The organism is Geobacter sp. AOG2 (assembly GCF_019972295.1).
In the GTDB taxonomy this organism is placed as follows: Bacteria; Desulfobacterota; Desulfuromonadia; order Geobacterales; family Pseudopelobacteraceae; genus Oryzomonas.
Genome location: NZ_BLJA01000001.1, coordinates 832,147 through 851,291 on the forward strand (window position 1 = coordinate 832,147; position 19,145 = coordinate 851,291).

Annotated in this window: 18 protein-coding genes and 1 riboswitch; of the genes, 11 read left to right on the forward strand and 7 right to left on the reverse strand. The window is 59.7% G+C overall.

The window, feature by feature from the left end; genetic code table 11:
* Positions 1-511 precede the first annotated feature (511 nt).
* From LDN12_RS03815 to LDN12_RS03825, 3 genes are all read right to left on the reverse strand, one after another.
* Complete coding sequence (locus LDN12_RS03815; protein WP_223924017.1) at positions 512-1,018, reverse strand: peptidylprolyl isomerase; 507 nt, start codon at positions 1,016-1,018, stop codon at positions 512-514.
* Between the two features lie 149 nt (positions 1,019-1,167).
* Positions 1,168-2,574: an NADPH-dependent glutamate synthase gene (gltA, locus tag LDN12_RS03820; protein ID WP_223921362.1), complete on the reverse strand. Its 1,407-nt coding sequence runs from the start codon at positions 2,572-2,574 to the stop codon at positions 1,168-1,170.
* Complete coding sequence (locus LDN12_RS03825) at positions 2,571-3,404, reverse strand: sulfide/dihydroorotate dehydrogenase-like FAD/NAD-binding protein (RefSeq protein WP_223921363.1); 834 nt, start codon at positions 3,402-3,404, stop codon at positions 2,571-2,573. Before LDN12_RS03825 ends, gltA begins: the two co-directional genes overlap by 4 nt.
* A 345-nt stretch (positions 3,405-3,749) precedes the next feature.
* Between LDN12_RS03825 and LDN12_RS03830 the strand changes: the two genes are divergently transcribed.
* The 9 genes from LDN12_RS03830 to pncA all read left to right on the forward strand — a co-directional run bounded on the left by LDN12_RS03830 (position 3,750) and on the right by pncA (position 12,114).
* Positions 3,750-4,085 carry a cupin domain-containing protein gene (locus LDN12_RS03830; RefSeq protein WP_223921364.1) on the forward strand — a complete coding sequence of 112 codons (336 nt, stop codon included), beginning with the start codon at positions 3,750-3,752 and terminating at the stop codon, positions 4,083-4,085.
* A gap of 56 nt (positions 4,086-4,141) precedes the next feature.
* Positions 4,142-5,071: a DMT family transporter gene (locus LDN12_RS03835; protein ID WP_223921365.1), complete on the forward strand. Its 930-nt coding sequence runs from the start codon at positions 4,142-4,144 to the stop codon at positions 5,069-5,071.
* 66 nt (positions 5,072-5,137) lie between these two features.
* Positions 5,138-7,246 (forward strand): 5-histidylcysteine sulfoxide synthase, encoded by a 2,109-nt coding sequence (gene ovoA / locus LDN12_RS03840; RefSeq protein WP_223921366.1) that lies wholly within the window; start codon positions 5,138-5,140, stop codon positions 7,244-7,246.
* 14 nt (positions 7,247-7,260) lie between these two features.
* Positions 7,261-7,464 carry a SlyX family protein gene (locus tag LDN12_RS03845; protein WP_223921367.1) on the forward strand — a complete coding sequence of 68 codons (204 nt, stop codon included), beginning with the start codon at positions 7,261-7,263 and terminating at the stop codon, positions 7,462-7,464.
* Positions 7,465-7,568: 104 nt separating this feature from the next.
* Positions 7,569-7,648: riboswitch (cyclic di-GMP riboswitch) on the forward strand.
* A 150-nt stretch (positions 7,649-7,798) separates the two neighbouring features.
* Positions 7,799-8,293: a chemotaxis protein CheW gene (locus LDN12_RS03850; RefSeq protein ID WP_223921368.1), complete on the forward strand. Its 495-nt coding sequence runs from the start codon at positions 7,799-7,801 to the stop codon at positions 8,291-8,293.
* Between the two features lie 71 nt (positions 8,294-8,364).
* Positions 8,365-9,591 (forward strand): EAL and HDOD domain-containing protein, encoded by a 1,227-nt coding sequence (locus tag LDN12_RS03855; protein ID WP_223921369.1) that lies wholly within the window; start codon positions 8,365-8,367, stop codon positions 9,589-9,591.
* Positions 9,592-9,649: 58 nt separating this feature from the next.
* The gene (locus LDN12_RS03860; protein ID WP_223921370.1) at positions 9,650-9,859 is read left to right on the forward strand and encodes a hypothetical protein; all 210 of its coding nucleotides are present in this window, start codon (positions 9,650-9,652) and stop codon (positions 9,857-9,859) included.
* A gap of 243 nt (positions 9,860-10,102) precedes the next feature.
* Positions 10,103-11,530, forward strand: a complete 1,428-nt coding sequence (locus LDN12_RS03865) for a nicotinate phosphoribosyltransferase (RefSeq protein WP_223921371.1) — start codon at positions 10,103-10,105, stop codon at positions 11,528-11,530.
* A gap of 2 nt (positions 11,531-11,532) precedes the next feature.
* On the forward strand, positions 11,533-12,114 hold the full coding sequence (gene pncA / locus LDN12_RS03870; RefSeq protein WP_223921372.1) for a bifunctional nicotinamidase/pyrazinamidase: 582 nt from the start codon (positions 11,533-11,535) through the stop codon (positions 12,112-12,114).
* Between the two features lie 189 nt (positions 12,115-12,303).
* Here the strand turns inward: pncA and LDN12_RS03875 are convergent, their stop codons facing one another.
* Both LDN12_RS03875 and LDN12_RS03880 read right to left on the reverse strand, forming a co-directional pair.
* Complete coding sequence (locus LDN12_RS03875; RefSeq protein ID WP_223924018.1) at positions 12,304-13,149, reverse strand: aldo/keto reductase family oxidoreductase; 846 nt, start codon at positions 13,147-13,149, stop codon at positions 12,304-12,306.
* An 86-nt stretch (positions 13,150-13,235) separates the two neighbouring features.
* Entirely contained in the window at positions 13,236-14,123 is an 888-nt protein-coding gene (locus LDN12_RS03880) for an SDR family oxidoreductase (RefSeq protein WP_223921373.1), read from the reverse strand.
* A gap of 182 nt (positions 14,124-14,305) precedes the next feature.
* Between LDN12_RS03880 and LDN12_RS03885 the strand changes: the two genes are divergently transcribed.
* Positions 14,306-14,890 (forward strand): TetR/AcrR family transcriptional regulator, encoded by a 585-nt coding sequence (locus LDN12_RS03885; RefSeq protein ID WP_223921374.1) that lies wholly within the window; start codon positions 14,306-14,308, stop codon positions 14,888-14,890.
* A gap of 295 nt (positions 14,891-15,185) precedes the next feature.
* Here the strand turns inward: LDN12_RS03885 and LDN12_RS03890 are convergent, their stop codons facing one another.
* Entirely contained in the window at positions 15,186-16,328 is a 1,143-nt protein-coding gene (locus tag LDN12_RS03890) for a phosphotransacetylase family protein (RefSeq protein WP_223921375.1), read from the reverse strand.
* Between the two features lie 273 nt (positions 16,329-16,601).
* Between LDN12_RS03890 and LDN12_RS03895 the strand changes: the two genes are divergently transcribed.
* Entirely contained in the window at positions 16,602-17,300 is a 699-nt protein-coding gene (locus LDN12_RS03895) for a YceH family protein (protein ID WP_374045077.1), read from the forward strand.
* On the opposite strand, the gene hflX is transcribed toward LDN12_RS03895, so the two are convergent.
* Positions 17,281-19,089, reverse strand: a complete 1,809-nt coding sequence (gene hflX / locus LDN12_RS03900; RefSeq protein ID WP_223921377.1) for a GTPase HflX — start codon at positions 19,087-19,089, stop codon at positions 17,281-17,283. The two genes, LDN12_RS03895 and hflX, sit on opposite strands and share 20 nt — an antisense overlap.
* Between the last annotated feature and the right edge of the window lie 56 nt (positions 19,090-19,145).

The window sequence follows — 19,145 nt, forward strand, 5'->3', positions numbered from 1 at the left end:
AAAAAAAAGCCCCGGCATAATCCGGGGCTTACGATAAAGTGACGTGTTATCCGGTACTGCTAATTAATCTAAAGGTAGCAGCTTTTGACAGGTTCTGTCAAGCGATCTATCGGGGTGGCGACGTGGGGGCGGTTTGCATCGGGAAAATGAAAGGCCCGCAAACTTCGCGGGCCTCTGTTAGCTTATATCCTGTTGCCCTTTTCAAGGGCTATTCCGGCCGCACTACCTGCCGGATTCCTACTGCACCATAGTTTTCGGGTGAAACTTTCTCTATGTCTCCCCCTCCTTGCCGTGGCGGTCTGTTGCAAGTAGCGCTACTTGAGTACACTATAACCTTTCGGGACGCATAATAAAAGACTGTAAAATAATTTATTTCCGTGTACAATTTCCCTTTAAGCTTTGTGCCAGACACGCCTGGCCGGTGCCCGGCCACATATGTCATACCCATAACGAAAAAGGCGGCCCGAAGGCCGCCTTTTCACATAATGCTGTAAGGCCCCGTCACGGCGCCCTACAGAATCTCCAGCAGTGATACCTCAAAGGTGAGGTTCTCGCCCGCCAGGGGATGGTTGGCGTCGAAGGTGACGCTGTCTGCGTTTGCCTCGATGACCGCTACACCCAACTCTTCGTCGTCCTCATTGGCGAGCACCAGTTCGTCGCCCACAACCGGCTCCATGTCGTCCGGGAGATCGCTGCGCGGCACGGTGAAGACCCGCTCCTTGTCGTATTCGCCGAAGGCGTCCGCAGCCGGGATAACGACGGTCTTCTTGTCGCCCGGGGCCATACCGACCAACGCTTCATCGATCAGGGGGAACAGTTCCCCCGCTCCGATGGTAAGCACCATCGGCCCGCTTTCGCAGCCGCAACCGCAATCGTCATCGCCGCAGTCGCCATCTTCCTCGCAGCCGCACTCATCGGAATCGCACTCGCTCTCCAGAGTTGAATCAAAAACGGTACCATCTTCCAGCGTGCCGGTGTAGTCGATTTTTACCTTGTCGCCTTGTTTTGCCTGTGCCATGTGTCTCATACCTTTCACCTGTAATGCGGCGGAACGCCGTTGTCTCTTTTTATAAGGTACGGGAGAATGCGGTCATTCGTCTACAAAAATCGTGCGAGGCCTCGGAACAGCCGGGGTCGCGGGGCGGCAGCCATTGAAGATTCCCGCTGTCAGGCAAGAAATTCGGAAATGGCTGCCGCTGCCTGTTTGCCGTCTCCCATGGCCAGGATGACGGTCGCTCCACCCCGGACGATGTCCCCGCCGGCGAAAACCCCCTCCAGGTTGGTCAGGCCGCTCTCATCGGCAACGATGTTGCCCCACTTGTTCAGGTCAAGGTCGGGAGCCGTTGCCGTCAGGAGCGGGTTGGCCCCCGTACCGACGGCGTTGACGACCACGTCGGCCGGGATGTCGTACTGGGCGCCTTCCACCGGCACCGGCTTGCGCCGGCCCGAAGCGTCCGGCTCGCCCAGTTCCATGCGCTGGCAGCGAAGGGAAGCAGCCCATCCGTCGCCTTCACTGAGAATCGCCACTGGAGCGGTCAGCATGAGAAACTCAACGCCCTCCTCCTTGGCGTGCTTGATCTCTTCCACGCGGGCGGGCATTTCGGCCTCGCTGCGGCGATAGATGATCATGGCCCGTTCCGCGCCCAGCCTCCGCGCGGTGCGCACACAGTCCATGGCCGTGTTGCCGCCGCCGATGACGGCCACGTTGCGTCCCTTGATGATCGGCGTGCTGGCGTCGGCTTGGCGTCCCGCCCCCATCAGGTTGACCCTGGTCAGGTATTCGTTGGCCGAATAAACCCCTTTCAGGTTCTCCCCCGCTATGTTGAGCATGGTCGGCAGGCCGGCCCCGTTGGCGATGAACACCGCGTCGAATTCCTGGCGAAGTTGGGCAAGGGTGAGGGTCTTGCCGATGATCACGTTGCACTCTATCTCCACGCCGAGTGCGCGTAAGCGGTCAACCTCCACATCGATGATCGCCTTGGGGAGACGAAATTCGGGGATGCCATAGCGCAGTACCCCGCCGGTATCGTGCAGCGCCTCGAAGATCACCACGCCATGGCCGGCGCGGGCCAGTTCGCCGGCCGCCGTGAGTCCGGCCGGCCCGCACCCCACGACGGCTACCTTCTTGCCGGTAGCGGGGGGCAAGGGTTCGGTGCTGAGTTGGGCGGCGTTCTCCATGGCCCAGTCGGCCACGAAACGTTCCAGATAGCCGATGGCCACGGCCTCTCCCTTGATTCCCCGCACACACTTGGCCTCACACTGGGTTTCCTGGGGACAAACCCGACCGCAGACGGCGGGCAGCGCGTTGTCGTGCTGCAGAATGCGTGCGGCGCCGGGCAGATCGTTTTCCGCCAGCAGGCCTATGAATTCGGGGATCGAAACGCCCACCGGGCACCCCTCGACGCACTGGCGGTTCTTGCACTGGATGCAGCGCTGCGCCTCGCGTATGGCATCGTCCGCCTCAAGCCCGCGGTTGACCTCTTCAAAGTTGGTACTACGTATGGTTGCCGCCAATTCCGGCATCCTGACCCGGTCAATGGCGAGACGTTCTTTGGTTGTCATGGGTGTGGTCATGGCTGCACCTGCCTGTTCAGTTTGCAATCGGCGGCCTCGTGGCTGCGATAGGTGGAAAGACGGTCAAAGAGGTTTTCGAAGTCCACCTGGTGGCCGTCGAATTCTGGGCCGTCCACGCAGGCGAATTTCGGCTGGCCTCCCACCAGCACGCGGCATCCGCCGCACATGCCGGTCCCGTCGATCATGATCGGGTTGAGACTGACGATCGTCGTGATGCCCAGAGGGCGGGTGAGTTCGGCCACAGCCCGCATCATCGGTACCGGGCCGATGGCGAATACCGCCCGGGGGCAGGTGTCCGGGTTGGCCATCAGGTCGGCCAATTCGGCGGTCACAAACCCTTTACGCCCCATGCTGCCGTCCTCGGTGGTGACCAGTACCTCCCTGGAAAAGGCCGATAACTCGTCTTTCAGAATGATGTAGGCATCGGCGCGGCCACCGATGATGGTGGTTACATCGTTGCCCGCTTCGGCAAGGGCCTTGGCCAGAGGGTAGAGGACCGCCGTCCCGACGCCGCCCCCTATGCAGGCCACCCGTCCCCACTGTTCGATGTGGGTCGGCAGGCCGAGCGGCCCGGCCACGTCGCGCAGAAAGCCGCCGGCAGGTATGGCGACGATCATGCGCGTCGATGCGCCGATGGCCTGGATGAAAAGGGTGATGGTGCCGGCTGCGTTGTCGGCGTCACCGATGGTGAGGGGAATACGCTCTTCCCCCGCTGCTGAACGGACGATGACGAACTGTCCCGGTTTCCGGGACGCCGCCACCCGCGGTGCCCTGACCACCATGCGGTGGAGAGAGGGTGCAAGGATGTCGTTGCTTACTACTTCAAACATGTCACTACCTGCCCAATTGAGATATGCGGCCCGAAGGCCGGCTTTATGGTAAGCGACAAAGTGAAATAAACACAAGATTGTATACGGTATACGATTTTTAGTTGATATATGTTGTAATATAAGTATGTTGCATTCAAAGTGTTAAATAATCCATGATCGGTACGTTGGCAGTCCGCTGCTTCCTTGCCGGTGTGCGTCGTGACGTGTCCCTCCTCCCGATGGAACGTGATGCCATGGGCGGTTGGCAACGGCGCGGCAGTCGTGGTAAACTTCCGTCGCACAAATCGGCTGCGCGGCAACGGCAGGCGTAGGGAATGCCGGGACTGGCGGAAAGGGGCAGCGGTCATGGGCAGATTCACTGACATCAACACCCAGGAGTGGAAGGCGGTGCGGCCGGACGTTGCCCAGGGGGTTCTGGGTACGACCATTCTCGACGAAGGGGTCAGGATGACCGTTACGCGCGTCCTGCCGGGAAGCGGCTTTGCTGCGCACCACGACGCCTACGGCCACCTGCTCTATTTCCTGTCCGGCTCGGGCGTCGTGGGGGTGAACGGCGAAGAAGCCGCCATACGACCGGGACTGGCGGTCCGCATCCAGGCCGGGGAAGAACATTATTACCGCAATACCGGGAACGATGAACTTACCCTGTTGTCGGTCAATATCCCCCAGGATGGACGTTGACAGCCCGGAAGACACTTTTCGCCTATAATCGGGAAATACCATGGGGGCAAAACAGGGTGACGGGTGATACACTCCACGCCGGTAGAGCGCAGATATATTTCAAGCTGGTCCTGACGACCTTCTTCTGGGGCGGCACTTTTGTGGCCGCCCGCTTTGCGGTGCACGAAGTGCCGCCGCTCTTTGCCGCCGCCTGCCGTTTCGGGATTGCAGCGGCCGTGCTGCTGGCGCTGGTGGCCCGGCAGGCGCAGCGCAGAGGCGAAACCTTCCCGGTTCCCCGCAACCTGCGTGAAGTTCTGGCCCTCTCCTCCCTTGGCCTGACGGGGATATTCTGCTACAACGCCTTCTTTTTCAGCGGTCTCAAGCTGACCGGCGCCGCCAACGGCTCCTTGATAGTTGCCATCAACCCGCTTTTAACGGCGGTGCTGTCCGCTTGGTGGCTGCGGGAGCGGATCAGGCCGTTCCAGGCTGCCGGGCTGGTGGTTTCCCTGATGGGTGTTGGGGTCATCGTCACTCGCGGCGATGTGGGCGCGTTTCGCACCCTCTCCTTCAACCACGGCGATCTTCTGCTGCTCGGGGCACCCCTCAGTTGGGCGGTCTATTCGATCCTCGGCAAGCGGGCCATGAGCACCTTTTCACCCCTGGTGGCGACCGCCTATGCCGCCCTCTCCGGCTCGCTGCTCCTGATCCCGGCCGCCGCCCTGGAGGCGTTGGGCGGGGCGGGACCGCATCGCTTCAGCCTCCTTGGCTGGCTGGCCATCCTGCAACTGGCCCTGCTCGGCACGGTGATCGGTTTTGTCTGGTGGTACGAGGGGGTCAAGACCCTGGGGGCCAGCCGGGCCGCCCTGTTCGTCAACCTGGTGCCGGTCTTCGGTACCCTCCTGGCGTCCCTGCTGCTGGGGGAGCGGCTTGGGTTGCCCCTGTTGTGGGGTGGCACGCTGGTCATTGCCGGGGTCTTCGGCGGAACGGTCCGTTTGAAGGCAGGCTGAGATACGTTCGTCAGGTGTGATATACTTACATTCGCAGAATAGTCTCCCCGAAAGGAGGAATATGCCATGGACCTTGGGAATACCCGCACCACCATCCTCAACGAGGGCGACCCGGAGCAGAAACGGGCCGAAATCCTGGAGTACTTTCATAGGACGTTCGACATCGACGAGAAACTCTACGAGACGCTCCGGCATGACGAAACCTTTTACCTTCGGGCCGACCGGCTGCGGCACCCGCTGATCTTCTACTTCGGCCATACCGCCACCTTCTTCATCAACAAACTGACCATCGCCAAGGCAATCGAAAGCCGCATCAACCCCCGCTTCGAGTCCCTGTTCGCCGTGGGGGTTGATGAAATGTCCTGGGATGATCTGGATTCGGCCCATTACGACTGGCCGACCCGCCAGGAGGTCAAGGAGTACCGCGACAAGGTTCGCGAACTGGTGGACGGGCTGATCCGCCGCCTGCCGCTCAAGTTGCCCATTACGTGGGCAGATCCGCTCTGGGCCGTCATGATGGGCATCGAGCACGAGCGCATCCACCTGGAAACCTCGTCGGTGCTGATCCGCCAGTTGCCCATCGACCAGGTGGTGCAACTGCCCTTCTGGTCGATTTGCAACGAGGCGGGCGAACCGCCCGAAAACCGGCTGCTTCAGGTTGCGGGAGGCCCGGTGGTTCTTGGCAAGTCCAAGGATCATCCTCTCTACGGCTGGGACAACGAGTATGGCCGCCATGAGGCCGAGGTGGCCGGGTTCAAGGCATCCCAATGTCTGGTATCCAACCGGGAGTTTCTGGCCTTTGTCCAGGCGGGCGGCTACGGGGAGCGGAAGTGGTGGACCGAGGAGGGATGGAACTGGCGGGAGTTCAGGCAGGCCGAGCACCCACTCTTCTGGATCAAAAGTGGCGGCGGCTGGAAGCTGCGCACCATGGCCTCGGAGATAGACCTGCCTTGGAACTGGCCGGTGGAGGTCAACTACCTTGAGGCCAAGGCCTTCTGTACCTGGAAGGCGTCCGCAACCGGCCTCCCCATCCGCCTGCCGACCGAGGACGAATGGAACCGGTTGCGGGACGTGTGCGACATTCCGGACCAACCCTGCTGGGACAAGGCGCCGGGAAACATCAACCTGGAATACTGGTCGTCATCCTGTCCGGTGGACCGCTTCCGTTCCGGCGATTTCTACGATGTGGTGGGCAACGTGTGGCAGTGGACCGAGACCCCCATCTACCCCTTCCGCGGGTTTCAGATCCACCCGTGGTACGATGATTTCTCCACCCCTACCTTCGATACCCGCCACAACCTGATAAAAGGCGGGTCATGGATATCCACCGGCAACGAGGCGACACGGGATTCGCGCTACGCTTTCCGCAGGCATTTTTTTCAGCATGCCGGTTTCCGTTACGTTGAGAGCGCCGCGCCGGTGGAGGTCCATCATGATCAGTACGAGACCGATACCTTGACGGCCCAGTACTGCGATGCCCATTACGGGGCCGAGCACTTCGGCGTGGCCAACTTCCCGGCGACCTGCGCAAGGCTCTGTCTGGAAGTGATGGCAGGACGCTCCAGGGGGCGGGCTCTGGACCTGGGGTGCGCCTTGGGGCGGGCCTCTTTCGAGCTGGCGCGAGGTGGCTTCCGGCAGGTGACGGGACTGGATTTTTCCGCACGATTTTTCCGCTTGGCAGCCCGCATGCAGGACGAAGGGTACCTGCGTTACGCCTTCCCCGAGGAGGGCGAGATTCTCTCGTTCCACGAGATCGGTCTGGCCGACCTGGGGCTGGAAGGTGCGCGCGACCGCGTGGAATTCTTTCAGGCAGACGCCTGCAACCTGCCGGAGAAGTTCACCGGCTACGATCTGGTTCTGGCGGCCAACCTGATCGACCGACTCTACTCGCCCCGCCGTTTCCTTACAACCATCCACGAACGCATCAATCCGGGCGGAGTGCTGGTGATTACCTCTCCGTACACCTGGCTGGAAGAGTTCACCAAAAAAGAGGAATGGCTGGGGGGCTACAAGGATGCGGGTGAGAACGTTACCTCGCTGGAAGGGCTCAGCAGTGCCCTTGCTCCCCGTTTCCGCATGCTGGGGGAACCGCGTGACGTCCCCTTTGTGATCCGCGAGACCCGGCGCAAGTTCCAGCACACCGTCGCCGAGATGACCGTATGGGAGTTGAAATGACCCTGGAGGAAACCATGGAAGAACGAATTACCGAACTGGAGTTGCGTTTCATGCAGCAGGAACACACCATCCAGGAGTTGAACGACACCGTCTGCCGCCAGGAGATTACCATTGAGCGGCTTGTGCGGGATCAGAACCTGATCCGCGAACAGCTTCGCCTGTTGGCACCTTCCATCAATCGCAGTGCCGACGAGGAGGAGCCACCCCCCCATTACTGAGAGGGAGAGGAGCAAAAATAATGAATACTTTACTTGAATTGTGAAAAATATATACAGTTTGCACTTGCTTATTTAATGGAGTAATTTTATAAAAGTACCATAGTTCATCGAACCGGCAAAACCAGGGTAACCTGGCGACGCAAAGCTACCTGTCCAACCCAGATTGGATAGAGGGGCCGCCGAAATGACACAAAATCCATTTGTGACAAGGCCCATCTTTGCGTAAAGGTGGGCCTTTTTTTGTCATGTGCCCGTAGCGTCGGGCTTAACGGCAATCCGGGACGAAATGGCCTCTATTTTATGGTTTGCGCATGAAGCGCGGGAAGGAGAACCAATGTCGAACGCACTTGTACCGGTGAAGAACACGGGGACTCAAGGGGAATTGGCCCAACTGGTCAGTTTCAACATCTTCAATGAGGAATACGGGGTTGAGGTCCTGAAGGTACGGGAGATCATCCGCATGACGGCCATCACCCATATCCCCAACACGCCTCCCCATGTGGAAGGGGTCATCAACCTGCGCGGCAAGGTGATCCCGATCATGTCCATGCGCAAGAGGTTCGGCATGGCGGAGACGGAGAGCGATAGTCAGACCCGAATCATCGTGATCGATGTCGGCGGCGACCTGACCGGCTTCATCGTCGATTCGGTCGCGGAGGTGATCCGTATCTCCGGCAGCGAGATTCAGCCGCCGCCCAGCATGGCATCGGGAGGTATCGAGCAGGAGTTCATCGTTGGCGTCGTCAATCGGCCCGATCGTCTCCTCATCCTGCTCGACCCCGACAAGATGCTCTCGCAGACGGAAAGACAGTTCATCGGTGAGTGTTGATCATGGGGATCCCATGGGGAGAGGTCGTGAACAGCCCTCCAGGGGGCCCAAAAACAGACAGGGACAGAGCAATGCATGATGCGGCATATCTGATCGGCCGGCAGCCGATCCTGAACGGACAAGAAGAGATCACGGCCTTTGAACTGCTTTTCAGGTCGCCGGAATCGGTTTCATCCGCCCGGTTTGAGAGTCCGCTCCGGGCCAGTTCCCAGGTAATCCTTGCCACCCTTTCCGCCATCGGTATCGAGCCGCTCCTCGGCCGTCAGCACGGCTTTGTCAATGTCGACGCCGACCTCCTAATGAACGATGTTATCGAACTTTTGCCCCACGAGCGAATCGGTTTGGAGTTGTTGGAATCCATTGAAATTACTCCCGACGTCGTCAAGCGATGCCGGACGCTGAAATCCCGCGGTTATCGACTGGTCCTGGACGACCACGAATACCATTCGTCCTTCGAACCGCTCTATGATGGTCTTGTCGAGATCGTCAAGATCGATCTGGTCAAGACCCCTCTCGGCAGGCTCCCCGAGATGGTAGAGCGTTTTCAGCGCTACCCGGTCAAACTGCTGGCCGAAAAGGTGGAGACTCGCGGCGCCTTTCTGCGCTGCCGCAGTCTTGGGGTGGAACTGTTCCAGGGATATTTCTTCGCCCGTCCATCTCTCATTCAGAGACAACAGGTGGCAAACGCTCTCTCCAGCTTTCTCACCCTGATGCAACAACTGGTCAGTGGGGCCGAGACCAGCGAGATAGAGACAACCTTCAAACAGAGCCCGGCCCTGGTCTATAAACTCCTCTTGCTGGTCAACTCGGTATCCGTCGGCCTGCATGAGAAGATTCGCACCATCCGCCACGCCATAACCATCATCGGGCGACAGCAACTCAAACGGTGGGTGCAGATAGCGCTTTTCGCCGGCGACGGACACCAGGGGGCCAACAGCCCGATCATGCACCTGGCGGTGACCCGTGCCACTTTCATGGAAGAGTTGGCCCGGACGCCCCCTCACATCGGCAGTTGTTCTCCCGACGAAGCGTTCATGGTCGGCATCCTTTCGATTTTGAAGGACATATATGAGGTTTCCGTGGAGGAAGTTGTGGCGAGCCTTGGACTTTCCGACGATATCCGCAACGCCCTGACAGGCGGAAAGGGGGAGATGAGTGTCCTGCTCTCCCTGGCCAGGATGCTTGAGGAAAACGACTTCGACGAGGCTGCCGAATGCTTTGAGGTATTGGGTATCCCGCTTCCGCTTGTTTTGGAGTGCCAGAGAAGGGCCTTCAATTGGCATCAGGCGCTCATATGATCATTCAGGTAATCCGCTAAGCGTTTTGGCTTTTATGCCCTATCCTCCGGAGGCTGTTATGAAGAATTTGACCATTGGAACCCGCTTGCTGGCGGGCTTTTCTATTGTTTCGTTGTTGCTGCTCATCGTGATCGCCACAGCGGTCAATGGCCTCTACAAGAGCGGGGATCAACTTGAAAATGTAAATCGCGTCAGCGGCCTGAGCAGCAAGGTAGCAAAAGCCCTGGTCTGCATCAAAAATATCGATGAATCCTCTATCCTGGCGTAAGTCCACCGTGTGTCCACCGGAAAATGTCTTGGGCATCCGCTGGTGCTCTTGACGCGGGAATAAAAAGGCTGTACGTTTGCGTTACACGGCCAAAGGGGGTTGCGGGATTCTTTCCGCATCTCCCTTTTTCCTTATGGCTGCCGGTTGCCGGGGACGTCGTGGTATACTTGTATCCGAAGGTCCGTTGCGCGGGACTGCGGCGCATATCGGCGATGATTACTGCTGCATCCCGGGAGAAGTCTCATGAGCTATTCACCTCTTTTGACCGATCTGTATGAATTGACCATGCTCGCCGGCTACCTGGAAGAGGGGCTGGCGGACAAGAGGGCCGTATTCGACCTGTTTTTCCGCACCAACCCCTTTGAGGGGGGCTATGCCGTCTTTGCCGGGCTGGAGCCTGCCCTGGACTATCTGGAAGGCCTGCGTTTTTCAGACGAGGAACTTGGCTATCTGGAGGGACTTGGCTTGTTTCGCCCCCGTTTCATCGATTTTTTGCGTGACTTTCGTTTTCACGGCCGGGTGACCGCGCCGCCGGAAGGAACGGTGGTCTTCGCCAACGAGCCGCTTTTGACGGTGGAAGGGACGCTGGCAGAGGCGCAACTTGTAGAGACGGCGCTTCTTGCCATTATCGGCTTCCAGACCCTGGTGGCGACCAAGGCGGCGCGCATCTGCCATGTTGCAGGCGGGGCCGAGGTGATCGAGTTCGGCCTGCGGCGTGCCCAGGGGCCCGACGGCGGGCTTTCCGCGTCGCGGGCGGCCTGTGTGGGCGGCGCCAGCAGTACGAGTAATGTCCTCGCCGGCATGATCTACGACCTGCCGGTGCGGGGCACCCACGCCCATAGCTGGATCCAGGCCTTTCCCGACGAACTGGCCGCTTTTCGCGCCTACGCCAAGGTCTTTCCCCAGGCCACGATTCTGCTGGTGGATACCTACGATACCCTGGGGAGCGGGGTGCCCAACGCCATTACGGTCGCGCGGGAGCTGAGGGAACTGGGGCACGAGCTACAGGGCATCCGTATCGATTCCGGGGATCTGGCCTACCTGTCCCGTGAGGCCCGGCGGATGCTGGACGAGGCCGGTTTCGGCAAGGTTCGCATCGTGGCGTCCAACGAGCTGGATGAGTATGTGATCGAGTCGGTACGCAGCGAGGGGGGACGGGTGGACGTCTACGGCGTCGGGACCAAATTGGCCACCTGCTCCGGTCCGGGAGGCGCGGCTTTGGGAGGCGTCTACAAGCTGGTCGAGGTGGAGGGCAGCCCCAAGCTGAAGGTGACGAGCGACATGGCCAAGGCCACCCTGCCGGGCAAAAAGCGCGTCCTGCGTGCGACCGGACCGGACGGTACGTTCATCCAGGACGTGGTCTGTCTGGAAGAGGACGATGTGCAACCGGGCGACACGGTTTACGACCCGACCAACCCGCTACAGCACAAGATTCTTCCCGAGGGCGCCCGGCTGTCCGACCTGCGGTGGCTGGTTATGGAGGGAGGGAAGCGGACGGTTGGCAATGAACCTATCGGCGCCATGGCCATCCGCAGCCGTTGCGAGCTGGCCCTGCTCCCCCAGGGGTGTCAGCGCTTCATCAATCCGCATCGTTACAAGGTTTCGGTCTCGCCGCGCCTGAATGAACTGCGCTGCCGGCTGATCGGCGAAGCAACCAGAAAGAGGATATAGCAATGGAACGGGACAGTGCGCTTTTGATCGTGGATGTGCAGAACGACTTCTGTCCCGGCGGGGCGCTTGCCGTGCCGGAGGGCGACCGGGTGGTGGAGCCGCTCAGCCGGGCGGCGGAACGGTTTGTGGGGGCCGGCCTACCGATGTTTGCCAGCCGCGACTGGCATCCGGCCGTGACCGGGCACTTCAAGGATTACGGCGGGATGTGGCCGCCCCACTGCGTGCAGGGAAGCCGGGGGGCCGAGTTCCACCCCGCTCTGGGCCTGCCGCCGGGTACGGTGATTATCTCGAAGGGGACCGCACCTGACAGCGACAGTTACTCGGCCTTCGAGGGGAGCCGCGAAGACGGGGCGACTCTCGGGGCGTGCCTTGCCGCGTTGGGAGTGGGGCATCTCTACGTCGGCGGTTTGGCCACCGACTATTGCGTGCGCTCGTCGGTGCTGGATGCCTTGAAGTCTGGCCTCAAGGTGACGGTGCTGACGGATGGGGTTGCGGGCGTGGACCTGAAACCGGGGGACTCGGACCGGGCTCTGGAGGAGATGGTCCGGGCCGGGGCGCAGCTTGCCACGGTCGATGCGATATAGACTTGATAATCGTGCTTAACCCATGATGACGGGGGCTGCATTTCAGGTTTAAGTGAGACGGAATGAACAGGCCACTGACCCAAAGAGCCACACCCCCGTCAGACGAATATATACACGATGGGAAGTGTACCGTCATCTGCTTATCCCATCGGATGTCCCTTAATTATGGGGCAATACTGTCCAGTTTCTTCAAGGTTTCGGTGACAGCGTCAACTTACCAGCCGCCAGGTTCTCGCGGAGATGAGCGACCGACGACGTGCCCGGGATCAACAAAATGTTGGACGACCGGTGCAGCAGCCACGCCAGCGCGACTTGCATCGGCGTAGCCCGAAGTTCGCCTGCAATGTCCGACAGAGTGGATGATTGTAGTGGTGTGAACCCACCTAGCGGGAAAAATGGCACGTAAGCGATACCCTGTGCAGCGAGAGAATCGATCAGGCCATCATCATTTCGGTTGACGATATTGTAAAGGTTCTGCACACACACAATCGGCACCATCCGGCGTCCTTCCTCAATCTGCGAGGGTGTGACATTGCTGAGACCGATGTGGCGTATTAAGCCCTTTTGCTGGAGCTCGGCCAGAACCGTCAGCGGTGCTTCGATTGATCCTTCGGCAGGCCCATGCACGTTGAACATGGCGCGAAGGTTGACGATCTCCAGCACATCGAGCCCCAGGTTGCGCAGGTTATCGTGAACCGCCTGTGTCAGTTCTTCGCGTGAGAAAGCCGTAGACCATGATCCATCCGTGCCGCGCCGGGCACCGAGCTTCGTCACGATGACGAGGTCATCGGGATAGGGATGCAGCGCCTCGCGGATCAACTGGTTGGTGACGTGCGGGCCATAGAAGTCGCTCGTGTCGATATGATTTACTCCGCTCGCAACCGCTTCGCGTAGCACAGCCAATGCCGCATCATGATCCTTGGGCGGCCCCCACACGCCGGGTCCGGCCAACTTCATCGCGCCGTAGCCTATTCGTTGGACCGTCAATGACGTGCCAGGGAACGTAAACTGACCGCCGAGTTTGGCTTTATTCATCGAATTATTTGTCGTCATTGGGATACTCCTTTTAGATGGGGTATTATGCCTTAAACGGCCTTCAGTGCCGTTGCCCCCTAAACCCGTCACCGATAGCTTGCGCGGTCGAGATCGAAAATGAGGCCGGCCTGCGTCGGTCGCCACCCCAACCTTTCTTTCGTTAGCGCGCTCGAAGCCGGCATATCGGTACCAACGAACATGGCGAGCCAGCCAAAGTGCTTGCCTGCTTCATCAGGGGACATAGACGCCACCGGAAGCTTCAGACCCCGGCCGATAGCATCCGCGATTTCCCGAACCGGTAGCCCTTCTTCGGCAACCGCGTGATATCTCGCCCCCGACAATCCCTTTTCAAGCGCCAACCTATAAAGGCGGGCAGCATCAAGCCGATGCACGGCAGGCCAGCGGTTGAGCCCATCGCCGACATACGCCGAGACGCCCTTTTCACGGGCCACGGCGATCAAATAACTGATAAGGCCTTGCCTGAATGGATCGTGTACCTGCGGAAGGCGCATAACAGATACATTGACACCACGGCCCGCGACTGAGACCCCCGCTAACTCCGAAGCTTTACGGGGATTCGGGTGATCGGGATTGAAGTTTTCTTCGGTCGCAGGTTGATCTGGCAGGGTGTTCCCCATTCCAGTGCCGGATGTGATGACCAATGGGCGGTTCGAGTCTGCGAGCGCGTCGCCGAGCGCCTCGATGGCCCGCCTGTCAATCTCGCAGTTTTCCTGGAATTTTGAGAAGTCGTGAATGAAAGCCGTATGAATGACGCCATCCGAGGCAGCGGCCCCACTGCGCAGGCTATCGAGGTCTTCAAGCGAGCCGCGCTGCACATCGGCTCCGGCAATCACAAGTGATTGAGCCGCCGCATCCGAACGAGCGAGGCCGAGAACCTTGTGTCCTGCGGAAATCAGTTCCTCAATGATGGCGGAACCAAGAAACCCTGTAGCACCTGTTACGAAGATACGCATTGTTATTTCTCCTTTCATTCACGGTTGCGATTTTCGTGACATTCCCCTTTCGTGTATAGATGGTTTTGGGCGCTGCCTGCGCAAACTGATGCCGAGATGACTTGACGAATTCGGTAAAACGGAGTTAATCTCCTCTTAGTGAAATTTACCGGAGACATTCTCCGTTTGCAAGGATTTTTTACATGGATAAAAAACATGTACAACCTGTCGGACGAAAACCGCGTGCCGACGCACAACAAAACCGCACGCGCATTCTGGAAGTGGCCAAGGAGGCGTTCAAGAAGTCGGGGGTCAATACCAGCCTCGACGACATTGCCAAACAGGCAGGTGTGGGACCGGGAACTCTCTATCGCCATTTTCCTTCGCGAGAGGAACTTTTAACCGCCGTATATCGGACCGAAGCGGAAAAACTCGCCGCTGCGGAGCAAAAATTTGCTGAAACCCTTTCCCCAGTCGAGGCATTGCGTGCCTGGATGTTGTTGTTTGTTGACTACATTGCCGCGAAGCAGATCATCGCGCCTGCTCTTAATGCACTGGTCGGAGATCCCAAGAAAATCTTTGAAGCTTCTTATTCCCAAATATGGGAAGCTATCAGGGCCTTGGTCAGGCGCGCAATCGAGAGTGGGGATATACGGGAAGATTTGGATCCAATCGATTTGCTTCGCGCGCTTATTGGTGTCGCTAATATAGCAACAAGCCCAGATTGGCAACAAAGCGCCAGAAGATTGGTGGATATTCTCATTATGGGATCGCGGCCGGCCAAGTAGATTGAAGTGATTCCAGCGGATTGCGTGGTGGGTGTGGACCTCAAGCCGGTGACTTGGACCGGACTCTGGAGAAGATGGTCCGGGTCGGGCGCGGCTAGCTACGGTCGATGCCATATAGTCAAAATCTGCTCTCACAGAGCACACAGAGGCACAGAGGAACAAATATATAAAATCTGACGTTAATCGTTTTTCGCTCTTCTCCTTGCCTTTGTGGGCTTGAGCGAGCAAAGCGAGCGGGTGAGAGAACTGATAAAGGCGGCCGTTTGGCCGCCTTTATCAGTTCCAGGGCATATCTTCATGCTGCCCGGACAAGGCGCATCTTGTCCGCGGTGGGCGGCGCGGCTGACTCTAGAAGCGTTTCTATGGCGTCGAAGTCGATGACCTGCTCGGCCTGGCTGGTTATCAATGAAATCTTCTCGGTATCTTCGGCCGAGATTTTGGAGACGTGGCCGCTCAGGGCGCTGAACGCCTCGGCCGTGGTCTGCTCGATGCGGATGTAGGGGATGCCGCTGTCGTCGATGATCCGCTGGGTAATGGCCGACACCGGTGCGTGTCCGGGGATGACGATCCCGGCGATCAGTTTGTGGAACGAGGGGATGTTGTACAGGGATGAGAGGGTCACCAGGAGTTCGTCACGGGAACTGGTGGAGATCAGAAGGGTCGATTCCTGCAGGTTGTCGATCACCTTCTGGGAAGAGGCAGCCCCCAACTGGAAGTGATGGATGATGCGCAGTTTTTTGTGCTGGTCCCCCATCAGGGGACGTCCGAGCAGTTTGGCGACGCTTTGCAGTGTCGGATCGGCCAGGACCGGTGAATAATCGAAGGCCCCGCAGACCTGAATCTGCTTGTTCTCGAAATAGCGTTCAAGGTAGGAAAGGGACGATTCGCGTTTTTCCGCCAGCAGTTTGTTGACCAGGAGCATGCGCACATCCACTCCCTCCTGCCCGTACAATGCCAGGTTGAGCCGCACCGAGTCAATGACGTTGCCGATGCCGCCTCCGGCCACCATCACAACCGGCGCATCCAGTAATTTTGCCATGTCGGCGTTGTTGAGGCCGATGACCGAACCGACGCCGCCGTGGCCGGCCCCCTCGATCAGAAGCAGATCGTAGCGTGACTCCAGCTCACGGCATGCCTTGGCGACCTTTTCCATGGCCCACTCTCGTGACAGCTCCCCATCCACGAATTTCTTGGTGGAACCCGGGCCTATGACCAGCGGCGACATAAGTGCGATCTCGTTTTCCAGGCCGAACACCTGGGCCATCAGGGCCGCATCCTTATCCACGACGACGCCGCCGAATTCGTGGCATTTTGGGCCCAGCGGCTTGATGTAGCCGACCCGGCCGTACCGCTGCCGCGCCAGATGCATCAGCGAGAGGCTGATGGTGGTCTTGCCGCAGTGTTGGCCGGTGGCGGCGATGAAGAGCTTTTTGCACATGGACGAACACTCCCTGAACGCACAAAACATACGTGTAACATCGTAAGTATAGCGATTGGGGACGTCATTACCAATCACGTATACCTGTAGACGTGTATACGGTTACGGTTGAGATTCCGGTCGGCAAAATCCGCTGACCCGGCGTCCCGCATCGTGCTATACTGGCAGCCTTATCGTGTACCTGAAGCCGTGGCGCCGTTCATGCGGCAAAGCGGCATGAGATTAGCGGCGGCGCTTGCCCCTGCTTTTCGTTTGATCCGCCGTTCAGGCGGTATGGTTTCGGGATGTAGTGATGTGAGAAAGGAGTTTCCCGTGGACAATTTACTGGATAGCGTGGAGGTACGGGTTCTTGGTTGCCTGATCGAAAAGGAGATGACCACCCCGGAATACTATCCCCTGACCCTGAATGCCCTTACCAATGCCTGCAACCAGAAATCGAATCGTGACCCGATCATGGCCCTGGCCGAGGAAGAAGTAGTCCGGGCCCTGGACGGCCTGCGCTTCAAGCAGATGGCGGTGGTGGCGGCGGACGGCGGGCGGGTGCCCAAGTACCGACATCTGCTGGCTGAAAAGCTGGGCCTGGTTCCGGCCGAGCTGGCCCTTGTGTGCGAGTTGATGGTGCGCGGTCCCCAGACTGTGGGGGAGTTGCGCACCCGGTGCGAGCGGATGCACGCCTTTGCCGACCTGACGGCGGTGGAGGAGGCGCTTGGGGAGCTGATGGGGCGCGATACACCGCTGGTGGTGCGCCTGCCGCGGCAACCGGGGAGGAAGGAATCCCGCTATGCCCAGCTTTGGAATGGCGAGCCCGAGTCCGTAGCGGGTGAAAGCGGCATGCCCCCCGAAGCGGCACGGCAGCGGGTGATGGCGGAGAATGAGCGGATTGGGAAGCTTGAAGAGGAGGTTGTGCTCCTCCGGGCGGAGGTGGCAGGTCTGCGACAGGTGGTGGAGGAGTTTAAGGCCCAGTTTGAGTAGGGGCCGGGAAATCGTTCTGCTCGGATGGCCAGAACCTCCGCTGTAGCTCCTCAACCAGCGGCGCCAGGCTCTTCCGGTCCCGGGCCGAGATGGTCAGCCCGCCTCTGGTGCGGGCAATCTGACGCACCTTGAGGAAGGCTACCGTGTCCTTCTTTTTCAGGTCATTCAGGATGTCGGCCTTGTTGAAGACCAAGAGCTCCGGTTTGTCTCCCAGTTCCAATTCGGTAAGAATGGTCCTCACCTGGGCGATCTGGTCCTCGAAGCGCGGGTTGGCCGCATCCACCACGTGCAGCAGCAGATCGGCATCCCGCAGCTCTTCCAGGGTGGCCTTGAAGGCGCCCAACAGCGACTTTGGCAGGGAACGGATGAAGCCGACCGTATCGGTGATGATCACCTCCCGTTCACGGGGGAAGCGGAGGCGGCGGGTGGAGGTGTCCAGGGTGGCGAAGAGCAGATCTTCGGTAAAGACCTCGCTCCGGGTCAGGGCGTTCAGCAGGGTGGATTTGCCGGCATTGGTGTAGCCGACGATGGAGATGATCGGCACACCGGCCTTGACCCTCTGGCGGCGGCGCTGGTCGCGGCCCCGGGACAGTTCCTTCAGCTCCCGCTCCAGGCTGGCGATGCGGTCGCGAATACGGCGGCGGTCGGTTTCCAGTTTGGTCTCACCCGGTCCGCGCCCGCCGATGCCGCCCATCAGCCGCGACATCTGCACACCCCGTCCGGTCAGGCGCGGCAGCAGGTACTTGAGCTGGGCCAGTTCCACCTGAACCTTGCCGTCCAGGCTTTTGGCCCGCCGGGCAAAGATGTCCAGGATCAACTGGCTGCGGTCGATAACCTTCAACTCGGTCATGGCCGATATGGAACGGATCTGGGCCGGCGTCAGCTCCTGATCGAAGACCAGCATGGTGGCGCCCCGCTGGAGGGCGCGGATGACCACGTCGCGCATTTTGCCCTCGCCCATCAGGAAACGGGGATTGAGGCTGCGCGGGCGCTGGATGAAGCTGTCCAGGGCCTCGATGCTGGCGGTCCTCGCCAGTTCGCGCAGTTCGGCGATGGAATCCTCCGCTTCCTGCCGCGTCCCGCTGATGGTGACGGAGATCAGGATGGCGCGCTCGACGGCGTCTCCGGCATGGGCGGCGGCGCGCATGGTGCGTTCCAGGTCGGCTTCCAGCTCGGGGATGAAGTGGGTGAGGTCCAGGTCGATGCGGTCGAGAGGCGCGGCAGGCATGGTCACGGCCGAGGGGCCGCCGTGGGCCGGGGAAAGATGGGCGATCTGGACGGAAATCTGCTGCCTGGCCGGGGTAACGAACAGGGCGGCCAGCAGGTCGAGGCGCAGCAAGGAAAGGTCGGTGATGTCGTCTTCGCTGACCGGCTCGTTCTTGAGATGCGTATGGATCAGGCGCAGTCCCCGTAGCGGATGCTTGCCCAGGGGATAGTCGCGCAGTTCCGGTATGACCAGCCCCTTTTCGTCGCCCACGACGACGTATTCCACCATGCCCTGGCGATTGACCAGGATACCGATCTGACGGCGGATGTCGGATGATAGTTCGACGAGGCGGGCGGCCAGTTCAAAGGAGCAGAACTCGGCGGGCGGGACGCGCCTCCGGTAGAGGCGTTCCAGCGCCTGAATCTGGCTTTGTTTGAGTCCTGCGAGATTGCCGTAAGGTTCTTTGATGGGAAGGCTCCGGGGAAAATCGGGTAAAGGGAGAAAAGGGGTAATCCCTGCCTTTACCTCGTTTATACGTACACCTGAATCCGTGACACCTTCACGGCTCCTCTCGCTTACCATGCCTCAGTCCGGCATTGCCAACCGTGTCTCCATGGTAGCGGAGGACGCACGGCAAA

Bases quoted from the DNA above. Each gene is read 5' to 3' on its own strand.
- hflX (WP_223921377.1), bottom strand. From the start codon at position 19,089: ATGGTAAGCGAGAGGAGCCGTGAAGGTGTCACGGATTCAGGTGTACGT.
- ovoA (WP_223921366.1), top strand. From the start codon at position 5,138: ATGGACCTTGGGAATACCCGCACCACCATCCTCAACGAGGGCGACCCG.
- gltA (WP_223921362.1), bottom strand. From the start codon at position 2,574: ATGACCACACCCATGACAACCAAAGAACGTCTCGCCATTGACCGGGTC.
- LDN12_RS03885 (WP_223921374.1), top strand. From the start codon at position 14,306: ATGGATAAAAAACATGTACAACCTGTCGGACGAAAACCGCGTGCCGAC.
- LDN12_RS03855 (WP_223921369.1), top strand. From the start codon at position 8,365: ATGCATGATGCGGCATATCTGATCGGCCGGCAGCCGATCCTGAACGGA.
- LDN12_RS03830 (WP_223921364.1), top strand. From the start codon at position 3,750: ATGGGCAGATTCACTGACATCAACACCCAGGAGTGGAAGGCGGTGCGG.
- LDN12_RS03860 (WP_223921370.1), top strand. From the start codon at position 9,650: ATGAAGAATTTGACCATTGGAACCCGCTTGCTGGCGGGCTTTTCTATT.
- LDN12_RS03815 (WP_223924017.1), bottom strand. From the start codon at position 1,018: ATGGCACAGGCAAAACAAGGCGACAAGGTAAAAATCGACTACACCGGC.
- LDN12_RS03845 (WP_223921367.1), top strand. From the start codon at position 7,261: ATGGAAGAACGAATTACCGAACTGGAGTTGCGTTTCATGCAGCAGGAA.
- LDN12_RS03850 (WP_223921368.1), top strand. From the start codon at position 7,799: ATGTCGAACGCACTTGTACCGGTGAAGAACACGGGGACTCAAGGGGAA.
- pncA (WP_223921372.1), top strand. From the start codon at position 11,533: ATGGAACGGGACAGTGCGCTTTTGATCGTGGATGTGCAGAACGACTTC.
- LDN12_RS03880 (WP_223921373.1), bottom strand. From the start codon at position 14,123: ATGCGTATCTTCGTAACAGGTGCTACAGGGTTTCTTGGTTCCGCCATC.
- LDN12_RS03890 (WP_223921375.1), bottom strand. From the start codon at position 16,328: ATGTGCAAAAAGCTCTTCATCGCCGCCACCGGCCAACACTGCGGCAAG.
- LDN12_RS03875 (WP_223924018.1), bottom strand. From the start codon at position 13,149: ATGAATAAAGCCAAACTCGGCGGTCAGTTTACGTTCCCTGGCACGTCA.
- LDN12_RS03865 (WP_223921371.1), top strand. From the start codon at position 10,103: ATGAGCTATTCACCTCTTTTGACCGATCTGTATGAATTGACCATGCTC.
- LDN12_RS03895 (WP_374045077.1), top strand. From the start codon at position 16,602: ATGGTTTCGGGATGTAGTGATGTGAGAAAGGAGTTTCCCGTGGACAAT.
- LDN12_RS03825 (WP_223921363.1), bottom strand. From the start codon at position 3,404: ATGTTTGAAGTAGTAAGCAACGACATCCTTGCACCCTCTCTCCACCGC.